Annotated in this window: 17 protein-coding genes, 3 tRNA genes and 1 riboswitch; of the genes, 16 read left to right on the top strand and 4 right to left on the bottom strand. The window is 41.7% G+C overall.

Features of this window, described 5'->3' with window-relative positions; genetic code table 11:
• Nucleotides 1-80: 80 nt before the first annotated feature.
• The 8 genes from H5232_RS10000 to H5232_RS09965 all read left to right on the top strand — a co-directional run bounded on the left by H5232_RS10000 (nt 81) and on the right by H5232_RS09965 (nt 7,729).
• Nucleotides 81-476 (top strand): thioesterase family protein, encoded by a 396-nt coding sequence (locus H5232_RS10000; RefSeq protein ID WP_182718354.1) that lies wholly within the window; start codon nt 81-83, stop codon nt 474-476.
• Nucleotides 477-600: 124 nt separating this feature from the next.
• Complete coding sequence (locus tag H5232_RS09995) at nt 601-1,002, top strand: META domain-containing protein (RefSeq protein ID WP_281290953.1); 402 nt, start codon at nt 601-603, stop codon at nt 1,000-1,002.
• 55 nt (nt 1,003-1,057) lie between these two features.
• Nucleotides 1,058-1,169: riboswitch (TPP riboswitch) on the top strand.
• Nucleotides 1,170-1,337: 168 nt separating this feature from the next.
• The gene (gene thiC / locus H5232_RS09990) at nt 1,338-3,290 is read left to right on the top strand and encodes a phosphomethylpyrimidine synthase ThiC (protein ID WP_220493106.1); all 1,953 of its coding nucleotides are present in this window, start codon (nt 1,338-1,340) and stop codon (nt 3,288-3,290) included.
• Between the two features lie 85 nt (nt 3,291-3,375).
• Nucleotides 3,376-4,377 (top strand): FAD-dependent oxidoreductase, encoded by a 1,002-nt coding sequence (locus tag H5232_RS09985; RefSeq protein ID WP_182718353.1) that lies wholly within the window; start codon nt 3,376-3,378, stop codon nt 4,375-4,377.
• 20 nt (nt 4,378-4,397) lie between these two features.
• Entirely contained in the window at nt 4,398-4,595 is a 198-nt protein-coding gene (gene thiS / locus H5232_RS09980; protein ID WP_145234634.1) for a sulfur carrier protein ThiS, read from the top strand.
• 1 nt (nt 4,596) lies between these two features.
• Complete coding sequence (locus H5232_RS09975; RefSeq protein ID WP_145234637.1) at nt 4,597-5,394, top strand: thiazole synthase; 798 nt, start codon at nt 4,597-4,599, stop codon at nt 5,392-5,394.
• A 33-nt stretch (nt 5,395-5,427) separates the two neighbouring features.
• Complete coding sequence (gene thiE, locus H5232_RS09970; protein ID WP_182762270.1) at nt 5,428-6,963, top strand: thiamine phosphate synthase; 1,536 nt, start codon at nt 5,428-5,430, stop codon at nt 6,961-6,963.
• Complete coding sequence (locus H5232_RS09965) at nt 6,956-7,729, top strand: HesA/MoeB/ThiF family protein (protein WP_182732512.1); 774 nt, start codon at nt 6,956-6,958, stop codon at nt 7,727-7,729. Before thiE ends, H5232_RS09965 begins: the two co-directional genes overlap by 8 nt.
• Before the next feature lie 93 nt (nt 7,730-7,822).
• Here the strand turns inward: H5232_RS09965 and asd are convergent, their stop codons facing one another.
• A complete protein-coding gene (gene asd, locus H5232_RS09960; RefSeq protein ID WP_182718350.1) occupies nt 7,823-8,689 on the bottom strand; it encodes an archaetidylserine decarboxylase in 867 nt (288 codons plus the stop codon).
• Between the two features lie 18 nt (nt 8,690-8,707).
• A complete protein-coding gene (rsgA, locus tag H5232_RS09955) occupies nt 8,708-9,766 on the bottom strand; it encodes a small ribosomal subunit biogenesis GTPase RsgA (RefSeq protein WP_145234644.1) in 1,059 nt (352 codons plus the stop codon).
• Between the two features lie 121 nt (nt 9,767-9,887).
• Between rsgA and orn the strand changes: the two genes are divergently transcribed.
• The 5 genes from orn (at nt 9,888) to H5232_RS09930 (ending at nt 12,255) form a co-directional block, all read left to right on the top strand.
• The gene (orn, locus tag H5232_RS09950; protein ID WP_145234646.1) at nt 9,888-10,433 is read left to right on the top strand and encodes an oligoribonuclease; all 546 of its coding nucleotides are present in this window, start codon (nt 9,888-9,890) and stop codon (nt 10,431-10,433) included.
• Nucleotides 10,434-10,680: 247 nt separating this feature from the next.
• Nucleotides 10,681-10,756 (top strand) — tRNA-Gly (locus H5232_RS09945).
• Nucleotides 10,757-10,995: 239 nt separating this feature from the next.
• Nucleotides 10,996-11,071: transfer RNA gene (locus tag H5232_RS09940), tRNA-Gly, on the top strand.
• Between the two features lie 47 nt (nt 11,072-11,118).
• Nucleotides 11,119-11,194 (top strand) — tRNA-Gly (locus tag H5232_RS09935).
• Between the two features lie 242 nt (nt 11,195-11,436).
• Nucleotides 11,437-12,255: a hypothetical protein gene (locus H5232_RS09930; RefSeq protein ID WP_169021497.1), complete on the top strand. Its 819-nt coding sequence runs from the start codon at nt 11,437-11,439 to the stop codon at nt 12,253-12,255.
• A 257-nt stretch (nt 12,256-12,512) separates the two neighbouring features.
• Here H5232_RS09930 and H5232_RS09925 read toward each other — a convergent pair whose 3' ends face one another.
• Both H5232_RS09925 and H5232_RS09920 read right to left on the bottom strand, forming a co-directional pair.
• Complete coding sequence (locus H5232_RS09925) at nt 12,513-12,980, bottom strand: chemotaxis protein CheX (RefSeq protein ID WP_145234652.1); 468 nt, start codon at nt 12,978-12,980, stop codon at nt 12,513-12,515.
• 80 nt (nt 12,981-13,060) lie between these two features.
• Nucleotides 13,061-13,495, bottom strand: coding sequence for a transcriptional repressor (locus H5232_RS09920; RefSeq protein WP_145234655.1), 435 nt, complete (start codon nt 13,493-13,495; stop codon nt 13,061-13,063).
• A gap of 93 nt (nt 13,496-13,588) precedes the next feature.
• On the opposite strand from H5232_RS09920, the gene H5232_RS09915 reads away from it, so the two are divergent.
• From H5232_RS09915 to dusA, 3 genes are all read left to right on the top strand, one after another.
• A complete protein-coding gene (locus H5232_RS09915; RefSeq protein WP_149983245.1) occupies nt 13,589-14,209 on the top strand; it encodes a MarC family protein in 621 nt (206 codons plus the stop codon).
• Nucleotides 14,210-14,313: 104 nt separating this feature from the next.
• Nucleotides 14,314-14,784, top strand: coding sequence for an outer membrane lipoprotein-sorting protein (locus tag H5232_RS09910; protein WP_149983244.1), 471 nt, complete (start codon nt 14,314-14,316; stop codon nt 14,782-14,784).
• A 175-nt stretch (nt 14,785-14,959) separates the two neighbouring features.
• Complete coding sequence (dusA, locus tag H5232_RS09905) at nt 14,960-15,919, top strand: tRNA dihydrouridine(20/20a) synthase DusA (RefSeq protein WP_220491376.1); 960 nt, start codon at nt 14,960-14,962, stop codon at nt 15,917-15,919.
• The last annotated feature ends 36 nt before the right edge of the window (nt 15,920-15,955 follow it).

The raw sequence follows: 15,955 nt of genomic DNA, 5'->3' as shown, positions 1-15,955 counted from the left end.
ACTATTCTCATTAAAGTCGTGATACCAGTTATATTTATGTGCTATAAACGCGCACAGTATACATAATAAGGAATACAAATATGACCTTTAAAGTTGACTTTAAAGTACGCGACTACGAATGCGATTTACAAGGCATTGTAAATAATAGTGTGTATTTTAATTACCTAGAGCATGCGCGCCATGAGTTTTTGCATGCGAATGGGGTTGATTTTGCTCAGCTTACTCGCGATAAAATTAATTTAGTCGTAATGCGTAGCGAGATGGATTACAAGCAATCACTAATGCCCGGCGATGAGTTTTATGTTGCTGTAGAGCCTGAGCGTATTAGTCGCTTAAAGTTTGGCTTTCGACAAACCGTGGTACGAAAGCATGATGAAAAAGTGATGTTAAAGGCACTGGTGATTGGCACCGCGGTGAATGATCTAGGTCGGCCATTTTTGCCCGAGCAAGTTGATCTACTATTTAAGTCTGAGTAATTTTCCGGTGCCACCTTTTTTACTATCTTAGAACATTTTTTTACATTAAAAACATGCATTATTAACGGTATAAACTGTTATTTATTGTTATCATGTTGCAATTGAGTTTTAGGTTAGTAATTACATGAAATTAGCAGCAATCCCGATGCTTATAATCGGTTTATGTATTGGCTGCTCATCGACAGGGACAGTCACCAGTGAGCAATTAAAATACACTAAGTGGCAACTATCACGGGTTGATGGTTTAGCAATCCCTGCATCATATTCAGCATCATTAAGTTTTATTGAAGCCCTGCAAGTCAATGGCTTTGCTGGTTGTAATAAATTTTTTGGTGAAGGTCAACTTGATGATAATCATTTAACGGTGAATAAATTAGGTATGACCCGTAAATCATGCGGAGATAAATTGGACGAGTTTGAACAGCAGTTTTTAAATGCGTTAAAGCAAGGTGTGCCACTGCAAATTCAAGATCAACAATTGGTTTTAAATGGCGAGCAAACATTTGCGTTTATTCCCGCAAGTTGATCTCTTGCAGGCTCGCAATATCTAACGTACACTCGTTAGCGAACAATATATAGAATTTTACTTGTCGGAGTGCCTTGAGTTTTTAACTTAAAGGCTGAGATCGCGAAAGCGGGATCCGTGAACCTGATCAGGCTAACACCTGCGTAGGGAACAAGCTGCCTAAAACGGGTGCTTGTGCGCCAGTTTTGGGCATAAGCACTGTGGCTGCCAAGGTTGGTAGTGCTTTTTTGTAACACCAATCTACGATCCATGTAGCATTTGCTACTCTCTATTGCGTTGCTTTTTATCGCACAGCAGTATCTGACAAGACAACCCTTTTAGCAATGAGGTAAGTCATGTCAAACACATCAAATAAACCGTCTCGCCGCGAAACTCGTGCGGCTGCATCAGATTATATTTATAACCTTACTGGGCAACCATTTCCAAGCTCACACAAAGTTTATGTACAAGGTACGCAAGATAATGTGCGTGTTGGTATGCGTGAAATTACTTTGAGTGATACCTTTATCGGTGGCACCGATGAAAACCCAGTGTACGAATCAAATGCACCACTGCGTGTTTATGATACGTCAGGCCCATACACAGATCCTGATTTTACTCTAGATGTTCGTAAAGGGCTGGATAAGTACCGCGAACAGTGGATTGAAAGCCGTGGCGATACTGAAATTTTAGGCTCAGTCAGCTCGCAGTTTTCTCAGCAACGCATGGCAGATGAAGGCCTTGATCATATTCGTTTTGAGCATCTCCCAAAAATTCGCCGCGCTAAAGCCGGTAAAAATGTCACGCAAATGCATTATGCTCGCCAAGGTATTATCACACCGGAAATGGAATATGTCGCAATTCGTGAAAACATGGGCCGTGCGCAACTTCAAAAAGAGTTATTAGCACAGCAGCACCAAGGCGAGTCGTTTGGTGCGAGTATCCCTGAGTTTATCACTCCTGAATTTGTGCGTGATGAAATTGCCCGTGGTCGTGCGATTTTACCTAACAACATTAATCACCCAGAAACCGAGCCGATGATTGTAGGGCGCAATTTTTTAGTGAAAGTGAACGCTAATATTGGCAACTCATCAGTTAGCTCATCTATTGAAGAAGAAGTTGAAAAAATGGTCTGGTCAACCCGCTGGGGCGCTGACACAGTTATGGATTTATCAACGGGTCGTTATATTCATGAAACTCGTGAATGGGTAGTACGTAACTCACCAGTGCCAATTGGTACAGTGCCTATTTATCAAGCGCTTGAAAAAGTAAATGGGGTTGCCGAAGATCTAACGTGGGAAATTTTCCGCGATACTCTAATTGAACAAGCCGAGCAGGGGGTGGATTACTTTACTATTCACGCTGGGGTGTTATTACGCTACGTTCCAATGACGGCAAAACGTGTCACTGGGATTGTGTCGCGCGGCGGTTCAATTATGGCGAAATGGTGTTTAGCGCATCATAAAGAAAACTTCCTTTATACTCATTTTGAAGATATTTGTGAGATTTTGAAACAGTACGATGTATGTTTCTCATTAGGAGATGGCCTGCGTCCTGGTTCAATTGCAGATGCCAACGATGACGCGCAATTTAGTGAACTGCGTACGTTAGGTGAGCTGACAAAAATCGCGTGGAAACACGATGTACAAGTGTTTATTGAAGGCCCAGGGCATGTGCCAATGCATATGATCAAAGCCAATATGGAAGAGCAGCTTAAGCATTGCGACGAAGCACCTTTTTACACCCTTGGCCCGCTGACAACTGACATCGCCCCAGGCTATGACCATATCACCTCTGGTATTGGGGCGGCGCAAATTGCATGGTATGGCTGTGCAATGCTGTGTTATGTCACACCAAAAGAGCATTTAGGTTTACCAAATAAAGAAGACGTAAAAGAAGGGCTGATCACCTATAAAATTGCCGCTCATGCCGCCGATTTAGCCAAAGGTCATCCCGGAGCGCAAGAGCGTGATAATGCGTTATCAAAAGCGCGTTTTGAGTTCCGCTGGCATGACCAATTTAATATTGGTTTAGACCCTGTTCGTGCTCGTGAATACCATGACGAAACACTGCCACAAGAATCTGGCAAAGTAGCGCATTTTTGCTCTATGTGTGGGCCAAAATTCTGCTCAATGAAAATCACCCAAGAAGTACGAGAATACGCTAAAGATCTAGAAGCCAGAGGCATAGATCCTAACAACGTAGGTGATGCTATTGAGATCAAAATGGTCGATGTTGAAGCCGAGATGCAAGCTAAATCAGCCGAATTTAAACAAAGCGGCTCAGAGATTTATCATAAAGCGGTTTAAAAACTAGTTAGTGAGTTAGAGAGTTGGCGAGTGAAAAGCTCGCTAACTTTACTCTTGTAGCTAGAAAACTGAATTAAGGATTCTCATGTCTTACAATATTGCGGTGGTGGGGTTTGGTTTAACGGGGCGTTTAACGGCGCTTGAGTTGAGTTTACAGCATCGGGTAACTGTTTATGAAGCGGGTGACAAACAAGCGCTTGATAGTGCAGGAAGAGTGGCAGCGGCGATGCTTGCACCACTGGCTGAATCTGTATTCTGCGAGCAAGACTTGGCCTTGATGGGGCTGGATTCAATAAAGCGTTGGCCGAGAATTTTAGCGCAACTTGATGAAGCGGTGTTTTTCCAACAGCAAGGCACACTTGTGGTTGCACACCAGCAAGATAAAGGTGACTTACAAAGTTTTATACTGCGTTTAAAGCCTTTAGCTGAACATCAAGGACATCAGTTAACAGGGGCACATATTGCTGAATTAGAGCCAGAGCTTACAGGGCGTTTTAACCAAGGTGTGTATTTACCTTGCGAAGGGCAAATTGATAATCAGGCTTTTTATCAAGCCAGTTTTAACACTCTAAAGCAGCGTAATGTGAGCTTTAAGTTTGCACAACAGGTTGATGTAACATCGCTAAATCTACAGCAATCGTTTGATTATATTATTGATTGCCGTGGCCTTGGCGCTAAAAGCGCAGCGTGTAAGCTACGCGGAGTGCGTGGTGAAGTAGTGCGTTTGTACGCCCCTGAGGTTAATTTAACGCGGCCAGTGCGGTTAATGCACCCGCGTTATCCTATTTATATTGCTCCGAAGCCAAATCATCAATACGTAATTGGCGCGACAGAAATTGAATCACAAGATAAGGGGGCTGCCACTGTGCGTTCGACTCTTGAGTTGTTGTCAGCAGCGTACACAGTACACAGTGGTTTTGCTGAGGCGCGAGTGTTGAATATTCAAACCGGCCTGCGTCCTGCATTTAGTGATAATCGCCCGCAGGTTTCCCAGCAGCAAAATGTGATCAGCATTAATGGCTTATATCGTCATGGTTATTTACTCGCACCGAGTTTAGTGGCCGATGCCATTGCACGGATAAAATAAGGCTTATTATGAAAGTAAGTATGAAAATAACAATTAATGGTCAACATTTTGAGTTAGCAGATAACGCCAATATAGCCCAAGGTTTGACGCAGTTTGCAGCAAAAGAGCCTTTTGCAGTGGCGCTTAATGGTCAATTTATACCGCGTAGTCAATGTGATACTACCTTACTTAACGAAGGCGATAGCATTGAATTACTGTCACCGATCCAAGGTGGCTAATATGAGTAGCGTAATATCAGATAGTTTCAGTATTTATGGTGAGCAGATCACTAGTCGGTTATTAATTGGCTCAGCACTTTATCCATCACCTGCGGTTATGGCCGATTCGATTGTTGCCTCTGGCGCGCAGATTGTTACTGTGTCATTACGACGTCAACAAAGTGCCGCCGCAGGAGATGACTTTTGGCAATTGATCAAAGATACGGGCTTAAAAATTCTACCCAATACTGCAGGCTGTCACAGTGTCAATGAAGCAATTACACTGGCACAAATGTGCCGCGAAGTGTTTGCTACCGATTGGATAAAACTTGAGTTGATTGGTGATGACTATAACCTGCAACCAGATCCATTTGCATTACTGGAAGCGACACAGATTTTATTAGCCGAAGGCTTTAAAGTATTACCTTATTGTACTGACGACTTAGTGTTATGTCAGCGTTTAGTTGATGCAGGGTGTGAAGTGCTGATGCCGTGGGGAGCGCCTATTGGCACAGGTAAGGGCTTGTTAAATAAATATAACTTAAAAACTATTCGGGAGCGCTTACCCGATACCACATTGATTGTTGATGCTGGCCTTGGCTTACCATCACACGCCTGCCAAGCGCTGGAATTAGGTTATGATGCGGTGTTATTGAATTCGGCTATTGCAGGGGCGGGCTGCCCTGTTACCATGAGTCATGCATTTAAAGCAGCCGTTGATGCGGGTCGTTTTGCTTACCGAGCAAAGGCGATGCCAGAAAAAGACGTCGCTGCGCCATCTACGCCCACTATGGGTATGCCATTTTGGCATCAACAGTAATAAATGAAGTAAAAAATTAGGAAATACGTAACTATGAATCATGTTGTTTGGACAATTGCTGGCTCTGACTCTGGCGGTGGTGCAGGTATTCAGGCGGATATTAAAGCGATGCAAAGTTTTGGCGTCCATGGTTGTACAGCGATCACCGCATTGACTGCGCAAAACAGCCTAGGCGTTGAAGCACTTAACCCGATTTCAACCGATGTTATTGAGTCGCAATTACTCGCCCTTGAAAGCGACATGAAAGCCCGTGTTATTAAAATTGGTATGCTTGCCAATGTGCAGCAAATTCAATTGATCAGTGAGCATCTAAAACATTATAAAGCCACTTGGCCGGTTGCGCCTTTGGTTGTATATGATCCGGTGGCCATTGCTAGCAGTGGTGACTTACTGACAGAAGAAGATACCGTTAGCGCAATTAAAGAATGCTTATTGCCGCTGGTGGATGTGATCACTCCGAATACCCATGAAACGCAGTTGCTCACTGGGATATATTTAATTGGTCCCAGTGCTGTGATCGAGGCTGCGCAAAAGCTACAAAGTTGGGGCGCAAAAGCGGTGCTGATCAAAGGTGGCCATTGGGATTATCCAAGCGGATATTGCATTGATTACTGCAGTGATGCCAGCTCTTATGGCAGTAATGAATATTGGCTTGGTAACGAAAAAATTCAAACGCCGCACAGCCATGGTACCGGTTGTAGTATGGCGTCAGTGATTGCAGCGTGTTTAGCGAAAGGTTACCCGCTTAAAGATGCCTTTATTTTAGCCAAAGCCTATATAAATCAAGGTTTAAAAGCTGCGGTTCGTTATGGTGAAGGAATTGGCCCTGTGGCACAAACGAGCTTTCCCGATAATCTTGATGATTACCCACAAGTCATTGAAGCGGGTAGTTGGCTGGGTGATGAGCTGGATTTTGAACAACCAAACGAATTTACTATGGCGGCAGGTTTTACTGAGTGTGAAAACAAACAGCTTGGTTTATATGCAGTGGTTGATAGTCTCGATTGGTTAGAAAAGTGTTTAGCGCAAGGCGTTAAAACTGTACAACTTAGAATGAAAAACGCCAGCGAAGAAGAGCTTGAACACGCTATTGCTGCGGCGGTCACACTTGGTAAAAAGTACGATGGCAATGTGTATATCAACGATCATTGGCAGCTGGCAATCAAACATGGCGCTTATGGTGTGCATTTAGGTCAAGAAGATTTACTTGAGGCTAATCTGGTGGCCATTAAAGAGTCGGGCATGCGTTTGGGGATTTCGACCCATGGTTTTTATGAAATGCTGCGCGCTCATAATTACCGCCCGAGTTATATGGCGTTTGGCGCTATTTACCCAACCACGACCAAAGATATGACAGGGCAAATTCAAGGGCTTGAAAAGTTAAAGCATTTTGTGCCGTTAATGAGTGATTACCCAACGGTAGCTATTGGTGGCATTGATTTAGCACGAGCGGGCGAGGTTGCTGCAACCGGTGTTGGCAGTGTAGCTGTTGTTAGGGCTATTAGTGAGGCCAGTGACTATCAACAGGCGATTGCCGATTTACAAATGGCTATTAATAGCAATGAGTGAGGCAATAAAAGGATCTTTATCTGACAAAGAGCAGTTACGTTACAGTCGTCATTTAATGCTTAAAGAAGTCGGCTTTGAAGGGCAATTAAAGCTCAAAGCCGCTCACGTTGTGGTAATTGGAGCGGGGGGGTTAGGCAGCCCCGCATTACTGTATTTAGCTGCGGCTGGCATTGGCGAATTAAGCTTGCTAGATGATGATAAGGTTGAGCTTTCAAATTTACAGCGCCAAGTGCTCTATAAAGTAAATCATTTAGGGCAAGATAAGGTCAGCGCTGCGGGCAAAGTATTAAGCAGCTTAAATAATCAAATCAAGATCAACACAGTAAGTGCAAAACTAACCACTGAAAATGCTGAACAAGTTTTTACTGGCGCAACCTTAGTACTTGATTGCAGCGATAACTTCAGCACTCGCTATGTAGTAAACCAGCAATGCTTGGCACTGGGTATTCCACTGGTGTCGGGGGCGGCAATAGCGAGTGAAGGGCAGTTGATGTGTTTCGATTTTCGCCAGCCACAGAGCCCTTGTTACGGGTGTATATTTGGAGCACAACCGCAACAGCAAGCGCTTAATTGCAGTAACGCGGGCGTGCTTAGTCCGTTGTTAGGTGTTATTGGCTCGATGCAAGCACTGTTGGCAGTTAATATCTTGCTGGGCCATCATCAAGGCAGTCAGTTTATTCGTTTTGATGGGCTAAGTTTAGCGCAGCAGCAGTTTAAATTAACTAAAGCGCCCGAATGTACTGAGTGTGCTGGGGAAAGAGCTTAAATAAAAAACGCGGCATGACTGCATTAGTCAGTCCGCGTTTTTAATTAAAATGAGTTATAACTTAATTATTAATTAGGTATTAATCATCAATCATCAATCATCAATTTTAGCAAACGGTGTGCCCATGCGAGTCACTGTGCCTGGTTTTTGATCATCAAAGATATCTGCTTTATTAGCACCCCAGGCTAAAATAACCGTGGAGCCTAATTTAAAGCGACCCATCTCTTCACCCTTTTTCAAGGTAATTGCATTTTCACCTGAGGTTTTGTAGTTCCAGCTAAATACATCTTTACCTGCTGGTGGTGTAACTGTACCTGCCCAAATAGTTTCGATACTGGCAACAATTGTTGCACCCACTAATACCATGGCAAGCGGGCCAATTTCAGTCTCAAAAATGGCTACTACGCGTTCGTTACGAGCGAATAGGTTAGGTACATTTTGCGCGGTAAGTGGGTTTACTGAAAATAAATCACCGGGGACGTAAATCATTTTACTCAAGGTGCCATCAATCGGCATATGAATACGATGATAATCTTTTGGCGCTAAGTAAATCGTTGCAAAGTCGCCGCCTAAAAAAGGCGCTGTATCTTGCTCTGAGCCGCCAAGTAAAGCTTGTAAGCTATAGCCATGTCCTTTGGCTTGAATAAGCTGGCCTTCAACAATTGGGCCTAGTTGACTGATGGCACCATCTACAGGATGAGTAATGATGTCATCTTCAGTGGTTAATGGCCGAACGCCTTCTTTTAAAGGACGAGTAAAAAACTCATTAAACGTTTTATAGTGAGCTGGGTCGCTATATTGCGCTTCATTCATATCAATTTTATATTGTTTAATAAACAATTTAATTAAAGTAGTTGTTAGTGCGCCTGCTTTAGCTGCAGCTAACTTGCCTACCATACGGGATACAAAATGTTTTGGCATTGCGTACTGCATTGCGATTTTGAATTTGTCTAAACTCACAAGTTTTTTCCTAAAAAATTATACGCGTGGAGCACGAGCACCCGCTCGGCCATCGGCCATTGTTTCTAAAATTCTATGGTAGCTATCAAAACGTAGCTGTGAAATATCACCATCATCGATTGCTTGGCGAATTATACAGCCCGGATCATTTAAATGCTTACAGTCTCTAAAGCGGCAACCGCCAATAAACTTGCGAAACTCTTTAAAGCACCAAGTAACGCGCTCTACATCTAAATGCCACAAGCCAAATTCACGAATACCAGGGGAATCAATTAAGTTACCGCCTGAAGGTAAGTGATGAAGTCGTGACACGGTTGTTGTGTGTTGGCCAAGGCCACTATTTTCAGAGACCTCTTTGGTCAGTATTTCAGCATCAGGTAAAACAGTGTTAACTAAAGTTGATTTACCCACACCACTTTGACCAACAAAAATACTATTTTTATCAATTAAGGTTTCTTTGAGTGCATCAATACCGTAACCGGTTTTATTACTGACTAGTAATACTTGATAATCAAGTGACCTATAAATATCCAGAATTTTATTGATGTTAGCAAGCCCAGGCTCATCAATTAAATCTATTTTATTGAGCACTAAAATAGGCTCAATGCCCATATCTTCGCAAGCAATTAAATAGCGGTCGATAATACTGGGGGTAAACTCTGGTAGTACCGCAGAGACCATCAAAATCTGGTCAATGTTGGCGGCTATGACTTTTACACCGTCGTAAAAATCAGGGCGAGTAAGTTGCGAGCGCCGTTCATGCATCGCTTCTATAACGCCAGCTAAATCACCTTCGCTGACTTTTGCGCGGCGAAATTGCACTTCGTCTCCGCAAACAATACCTTTAACGGTACGGCGAATATTGCAGCGCAAAACATCTCCGTTATCAGTTTCAATATCGGCATGTTGACCAAACCGACTGATCACCACGGCATTTTCAGGCGCACCTAAATTGTCAGTTTGCCATTGCTCAACCTTGTTAGTGGTTGGCGCAGAATCTGCATTAGACAAGCGTTTTTGGTGATTGGCCTTAATCCTACGGGATTGACCTTTACTTAATTTCTTCTGTTTTGCCACTTTTGGCCCATAACTTAGTTAAATGTCGTGCTTTTTGAAAAAAAAGCTTTAGGTCGACTGATGATACTAATATGATATATCTAAATGCGTTAGATCTAAAGGAAAGCACCGCAAGGTAATTATGTCTTTTCATAAATCAAATCTGATTTGGCTCGACCTCGAAATGACAGGTCTTGAACCAAGTACAGACAAAATACTCGAAATAGCCACGGTTGTCACCGACAGTGCGTTAAACATCTTGGCTGAAGGGCCAACTATTGCAATTCATCAAAGTGATGAGTTGCTTGATGGTATGGATGAATGGTGTACTAAGCAACATGGTCAGTCAGGGTTAACTGCACGCTGTAAAGCGAGCACATTCACAGAGCAAGATGCTGTTGAACAAACTTTGGCATTTTTAAAGCAGTGGGTTCCTGCAGGCGCTTCGCCTATGTGTGGTAATTCAATAGGCCAAGATAGACGCTTTATGAATAAATATATGCGTGAACTGGAAGATTACTTCCACTATCGTAATTTAGACGTAAGCACTATCAAAGAACTAGCACGACGCTGGAAACCAGAAGTTTTAGCACAAGTGCACAAAAAAGGTTCACACCTTGCTCTTGATGATATCAAAGATTCCATCATGGAATTAAAAGTCTACCAAGAAAAATTCTTTAATTTGTAAAAAACACTTGCAAACACATCGGATTATTGTAGAATCCTGCCCCGCTTAAGACGATAACCCCCGCGGGGTTAGTGTGCTTGAGCAATTTGAATGCGGCACTAGTTCAGTTGCCGGAACGTTCACCGCGACCTGTCGCGGACCAACGGAAAAATTACTGACTATTTTGAATGCGGCACTAGCTCAGTTGCCAGAACGTTTACCGCGACTTGTCGCGCACCAACGGACAAATTACTGACAATTTTGAAATGCGGCACTAGCTCAGTTGGTAGAGCGCGACCTTGCCAAGGTCGAGGTCACGAGTTCGAGCCTCGTGTGCCGCTCCAATTTCTCACCAAAGAAATTGCAGCAAGTTTCAAATTAAAAGCTATAAACTTTTTTAGAACCTAGAACCTAAAAATTATAATGCGGCACTAGCTCAGTTGCCAGAACGTTTTACCGCGACTTGTCGCGCACCAACGGACAAATTACTGACTATTTTGAAATGAGGCACTAGCTCAGTTGCCAGAACGTTTTACCGCGACTTGTCGCGCACCAACGGACAAATTACTGACTATTTTGAAATGCGGCACTAGCTCAGTTGGTAGAGCGCGACCTTGCCAAGGTCGAGGTCACGAGTTCGAGCCTCGTGTGCCGCTCCAATTTCTAACCAAAGAAATTGGAGTAATTTTAAAGTGAAAAATATTATGCGGTACTAGCTCAGTTGGTAGAGCGCGACCTTGCCAAGGTCGAGGTCACGAGTTCGAGCCTCGTGTACCGCTCCAATCTCTTTAAGTAAACATCCAATCTCTATTAATTCACTAGCAGATAAACACATGTCGTCATCTAAAAGACGTTCTAAGCGTTATGTTTAAGGCTTTAGCTGATTTCTAAGAGACACACGGCTTCCCACATCAATTTAGTGTATTCAGTCCGTTTATCAGCCACTTTAAGTTTTATATTTTTTGAGTAATTCCCTTTTTTTGCTATTGTAAAATATGGGAATAACTCAAAAGGGAATTTATTTATGAAATATTTAATGTTAATGGGTTTTGTTTTTATTTCATTCGGAGCATTTTCTGCGCCTTTAGATGATTGTGATAAACCTAATCAGCCTGACCACTATTATGAGGTGTGTCCAATAAAGGTGTTAATCACAGGTAAAAGTAAAATTGAAGGTGAAGAAGAGTTATTGATATCAGGCAAAATGTTTGAAGTAAAATATTATGCTTCACTATTTACAGAGACAAAAAAGCAAGGAGCATTGACGCTTAGTACTAAGAAAAATGTGAAGGTAAATAAATTAGATATTAATTTACGTTTTGAAGATTGCGATCAAAAAAATTGTAACTTAAGTGATTACAAAGAACATTTACAGCATCTAGTTGGAGATATAAGCATTTTTTTTAAAGCAATGGTTGGAAATGCGAATAGAAAGAAAATTGAGGATAATCTTAAAAATAGACTATTGGAGCTAGATCGCTCCATTTCATTTTCTGATATCACCACAGCTGTTGACCTTTTTTTAAAAGCTAGTAATAAGCCTGTATTTTTTAAGTTTTTGAATCCGCATGGGAATGTTATCGCATACATACGTGCCGATATAGATTTAAATGGGTATGTAAAGCTTTCTGAATTTATTTATAGAGTCGTAGAGGGAAATGAAACAAGCTGGTTGGGGAATAGAGACTATGACTTAAATGCCAGTGATGCTATGTGGGACTTTTTGTGGGAAAGACAATTAAGAAGAGTTAAAAGATGTGTAAACACGATTGTTCAAGTTAGAAACATGAATGGTAATCTAGAAAGTTTTCCAAGCACTCAGTGTTGGTATATATACAACTAAAAAAAGCTAAGATGGATACTGTTTTCTAGTTAAAAACTCGCTTATAGCGGGTTTTTATTTTCAGCCCTTAAACCACCTACTTCAGTAGATGGTAAACGAAGAAACAATACGAAGATATGTCAGGCATCAGCAGAAAGGGGGAGACAAGAGCAAGCTCCGTTAACTCTGGAGTAAACAACGCTCCCTTTTAGGGGGCTAATTCAAAACCACCTTCTTTAGAAGGTGGATCTTTAATTGAATGGTTTTTTGCAACCAGCTCATATTTTATCGAAACTAACTTCAATATTGGCATTACCGGCATCAGAGGTAAATGGGATTAATATTTTTGCCCCTTCACTTTTATGAGTTATGGTATGGCCTTTACCAGACACAACGATTGGTGTAGCCATATTAAAGTCATAGCCTTTTTCACCAAGTAGATTTTTTGCCCCACCAGTGACCATATTGGTAATTTCACCAACCATATCGGTTACTTCTTCATTGATCGAATCAGGGCGTTCACCTAGCATTCTTTCCATAATAGTCAAGGCAAGGCTCTCATCAAAAGTGATCGAAAATGAACCTTTAGTTTGCGGTCCTACCATGCCAATTAATCCCGAAACGTCGCCACAGGCAACTTCATCTTTTTTTATTTTCGGCTTACCCGGTTTTAGTTCGGTTTGCGCCATTGTGCTGAGCACATTTAATAAAGATGATAAAAAAGGATTGATGAACTCTACATTCATTATTGTTTATCCCTCGAATTTAGCAGTTTAACTGCGGTTATACGTTAAAGTGTAGTGAGTTATTTTAGCTCTGCACTTAATTATTCTTTACAATTTCCACATCTACCATGGGCTTCAATAGTTTGCCCCGATACGACGAAACCACTCTCAGCAGCAAGACTATTAAGTTCATGCGAAATCACGCTAGAGTGCAGCTCTTTGACAAAACCACAACTGTCGCATATCAACAGTTGTACAGGGTGGATATGATCAAAATGATGACACAACATAAATGCGTTAGTACTTTCAATTTTGTGAATAAAACCTAATTCAGCTAAAAAGTCTAAGGCACGGTAAATTGTGGCTGGTTTTGCTCCTGATTCAGTGAGTTTTAGTTGCTCTAATAAATCATAAGCGCCCACTCCGCCTTGCGCACTTGCTAATAGGCGAAATACTTTTTCACGAATTGGAGTGAATCGCGCACCGCGATTGTCACACACTTGTTTGGCTTTACTAACGAGTGATTCTATTTTCATCTTCTCTTATCCTTACGCTACCGTGTTATACTAACATACTGTATTGTAGTTGCAGCGTTTTTATTAGACAGTTTTATTCTAGGAAGGCTAACAATGAATGAATTATTAGCGGTATTTATTTTCTTTTTTGCGGTTATCGATCCAATCGGTACTGTGCCTGTTTTTATAGCCTTAACACGCGGAGATAGTGACAAATTCAAACGTAAAGTCGCGTTGAAAGCTGTTCTGGTGTCTGCTGGGGTATTATTGTTTTTTGTTGTCGCTGGGGAGCTGCTTTTAAATGCTATTAATATCCCCTTGTCAGCGTTTCAAATCGCAGGTGGTATCGTGTTATTGCTGTTCGCTTTGTCGATGATTTTTGGTGAAAGTAAACCAGAAATGGAAATTAAAAGTGTACGTGATAGCACTGAAACGGCCATTTTCCCTTTAGCTATCCCATCAATCGCCAGTCCAGGCGCGATGCTTGGCGCTGTTTTGATGACTCGTAATACTGAATACACGTGGGTTGAGCAGTTAATTACTTCATCAATGATGTTAGCTGTTCTTACTGTGGTACTTGTGCTTTTACTGTTGGCAACCCATGTTCACAAATTAATTGGTGATAGCGGTGCGAGTATCGTTAGCCGGATCATGGGTTTGATCCTTTCATCAGTTGCCGTGACAAATATACTCGACGGGATAGCCCATTATTTTGGCTTACAAGTATTCATATAAAGGCTGTGTAGCGCTGTTAAAAAACTATTGTCATATAAAATTTTGAATTATTGCTTAGAATTATCTAGATTAAATATAACGTAATAAAATTTAAGGAATGAAAAATGTTATTAAAAAAGATTATTTTATGCGGTTTTCTCGCTTTAGGATTAACGGCTTGCGTTGAACCGCCTCCAAGCGAAATGAAGGTTATTCAAGTTACTGACTATGATTTTAGTCATAATGACAATCATGCCGTTACCGTATATTTCGGTCATACGGGAGGAGATCATTACACCGTTACTTTATTACGAGACGAAATTAAAGAGGGAGTGTTTATTGAATCTTCCGCTAAAAATGCGCCTAATTTAGTGTTTGATGCCAGTTGGGCTGGTGAATATTATGTGCAGTCAGCTAAGCATGATACTCATTCATCTTTAAAAATACTTGAGCTAAATAGCGAAGCTAAAGTTGCTAAATTTGAAGTCGCAGCACGTTTGGTTAACCCCAAGCAAAAAAATGATTATATAAGCTTAGAAAAAACCACTATTACAGTGCAAGGCCAGCAATTTGATAATCTAACAAAATCGTTTTAAGTATATTATCTAAAGCGCAGCATACATTTTTGTTGCTGCGTTAAACAACTCAATCTCTGCTACCGACAAACAACAACTTGCTTACGATTGAAGCTCGGCTTTGATTTGTGTAAAATATAGCGCCTTCCAATGAGGGAATAACCCTTATACTTATATATCATCTGAGGATTTTACTTTGAATAGACGTTTTTCTGTGGCACCCATGCTCGATTGGACAGACCGCCATTGCCGTACTTTTCATCGTAAAATGACCAAGCATGCGGTGCTTTACACCGAAATGGTAACAACCGGTGCAATTTTATTTGGGCGTGGTGATTATCTACACTTTAATACACATGAAAACCCCGTTGCTTTGCAATTAGGTGGCTCTGATCCTGAAGCTTTGGCAAAGTGTGCAAAACTGGCTGCTGAACGTGGTTATGATGAAGTAAACCTAAATGTTGGTTGCCCTTCGGATCGAGTGCAAAATGGCCGCTTTGGTGCGTGTTTAATGGGCGAGCCGCAGCTTGTTGCTGATTGTATTGCAGCAATGAAGGCGGAGGTTACTATTCCTGTTACGGTGAAAACACGCATTGGTATTGATGAGCAGGATTCATATGAGTTTTTATGTGCGCTGATCGAAGCGAGTCATAAGGTTGGCTGTGATGACTTTATTATTCACGCCCGTAAAGCATGGCTAAAGGGATTAAGTCCGAAAGAAAACCGTGAAGTTCCACCACTTGATTATCCGCGTGTTTATCAACTGAAAAAAGATTACCCACAGCTTGATTTAAGCTTAAATGGTGGGGTTAATACCATCGCTGATAGTGTTGCTCATTTAGCGCATCTTGATGGCGTTATGATCGGTCGTGAAGCGTATAGTAATCCATTTATATTAAGTGAAGTGGACGAGAAAATTTACGGTGATACTGCGTGTACATTATCGCGTCATGACGTGGTGCGTTCAATGTATGGTTATATTGAAGATGAAATGCGCCAAGGCGCTAACTTTTGGCATATAGCTCGCCATATGTTGGGTATTTTCCAAGGCCAACCAGGGGCGCGAGGATTTAGACGTCATTTATCTGAAAACGGCCATGGTAAGCAAGCAGATTTATCAGTGATGGATAAAGCATTAAGTTTTGTGCCTGAATAGCTGAAATTTTAATCTTGGAAGCCACTTTTTAGTGGC

Source organism: Pseudoalteromonas sp. SG41-5, assembly GCF_014164495.1.
Taxonomy (GTDB): Bacteria; Pseudomonadota; Gammaproteobacteria; order Enterobacterales; family Alteromonadaceae; genus Pseudoalteromonas; species Pseudoalteromonas rhizosphaerae.
The sequence above is the reverse complement of the archived record's forward strand: the minus strand, read 5'-3'. Positions and strand labels throughout refer to the sequence as shown.

Excerpts from the sequence above, each read along its gene's own strand:
- H5232_RS10000 (WP_182718354.1), top strand. The coding sequence starts at position 81 with ATGACCTTTAAAGTTGACTTTAAAGTACGCGACTACGAATGCGATTTA.
- H5232_RS09995 (WP_281290953.1), top strand. The coding sequence starts at position 601 with ATGAAATTAGCAGCAATCCCGATGCTTATAATCGGTTTATGTATTGGC.
- thiC (WP_220493106.1), top strand. The coding sequence starts at position 1,338 with ATGTCAAACACATCAAATAAACCGTCTCGCCGCGAAACTCGTGCGGCT.
- H5232_RS09985 (WP_182718353.1), top strand. The coding sequence starts at position 3,376 with ATGTCTTACAATATTGCGGTGGTGGGGTTTGGTTTAACGGGGCGTTTA.
- thiS (WP_145234634.1), top strand. The coding sequence starts at position 4,398 with ATGAAAATAACAATTAATGGTCAACATTTTGAGTTAGCAGATAACGCC.
- H5232_RS09975 (WP_145234637.1), top strand. The coding sequence starts at position 4,597 with ATGAGTAGCGTAATATCAGATAGTTTCAGTATTTATGGTGAGCAGATC.
- thiE (WP_182762270.1), top strand. The coding sequence starts at position 5,428 with ATGAATCATGTTGTTTGGACAATTGCTGGCTCTGACTCTGGCGGTGGT.
- H5232_RS09965 (WP_182732512.1), top strand. The coding sequence starts at position 6,956 with ATGAGTGAGGCAATAAAAGGATCTTTATCTGACAAAGAGCAGTTACGT.
- orn (WP_145234646.1), top strand. The coding sequence starts at position 9,888 with ATGTCTTTTCATAAATCAAATCTGATTTGGCTCGACCTCGAAATGACA.
- H5232_RS09930 (WP_169021497.1), top strand. The coding sequence starts at position 11,437 with ATGAAATATTTAATGTTAATGGGTTTTGTTTTTATTTCATTCGGAGCA.
- H5232_RS09925 (WP_145234652.1), bottom strand. The coding sequence starts at position 12,980 with ATGAATGTAGAGTTCATCAATCCTTTTTTATCATCTTTATTAAATGTG.
- H5232_RS09920 (WP_145234655.1), bottom strand. The coding sequence starts at position 13,495 with ATGAAAATAGAATCACTCGTTAGTAAAGCCAAACAAGTGTGTGACAAT.
- H5232_RS09915 (WP_149983245.1), top strand. The coding sequence starts at position 13,589 with ATGAATGAATTATTAGCGGTATTTATTTTCTTTTTTGCGGTTATCGAT.
- H5232_RS09910 (WP_149983244.1), top strand. The coding sequence starts at position 14,314 with ATGTTATTAAAAAAGATTATTTTATGCGGTTTTCTCGCTTTAGGATTA.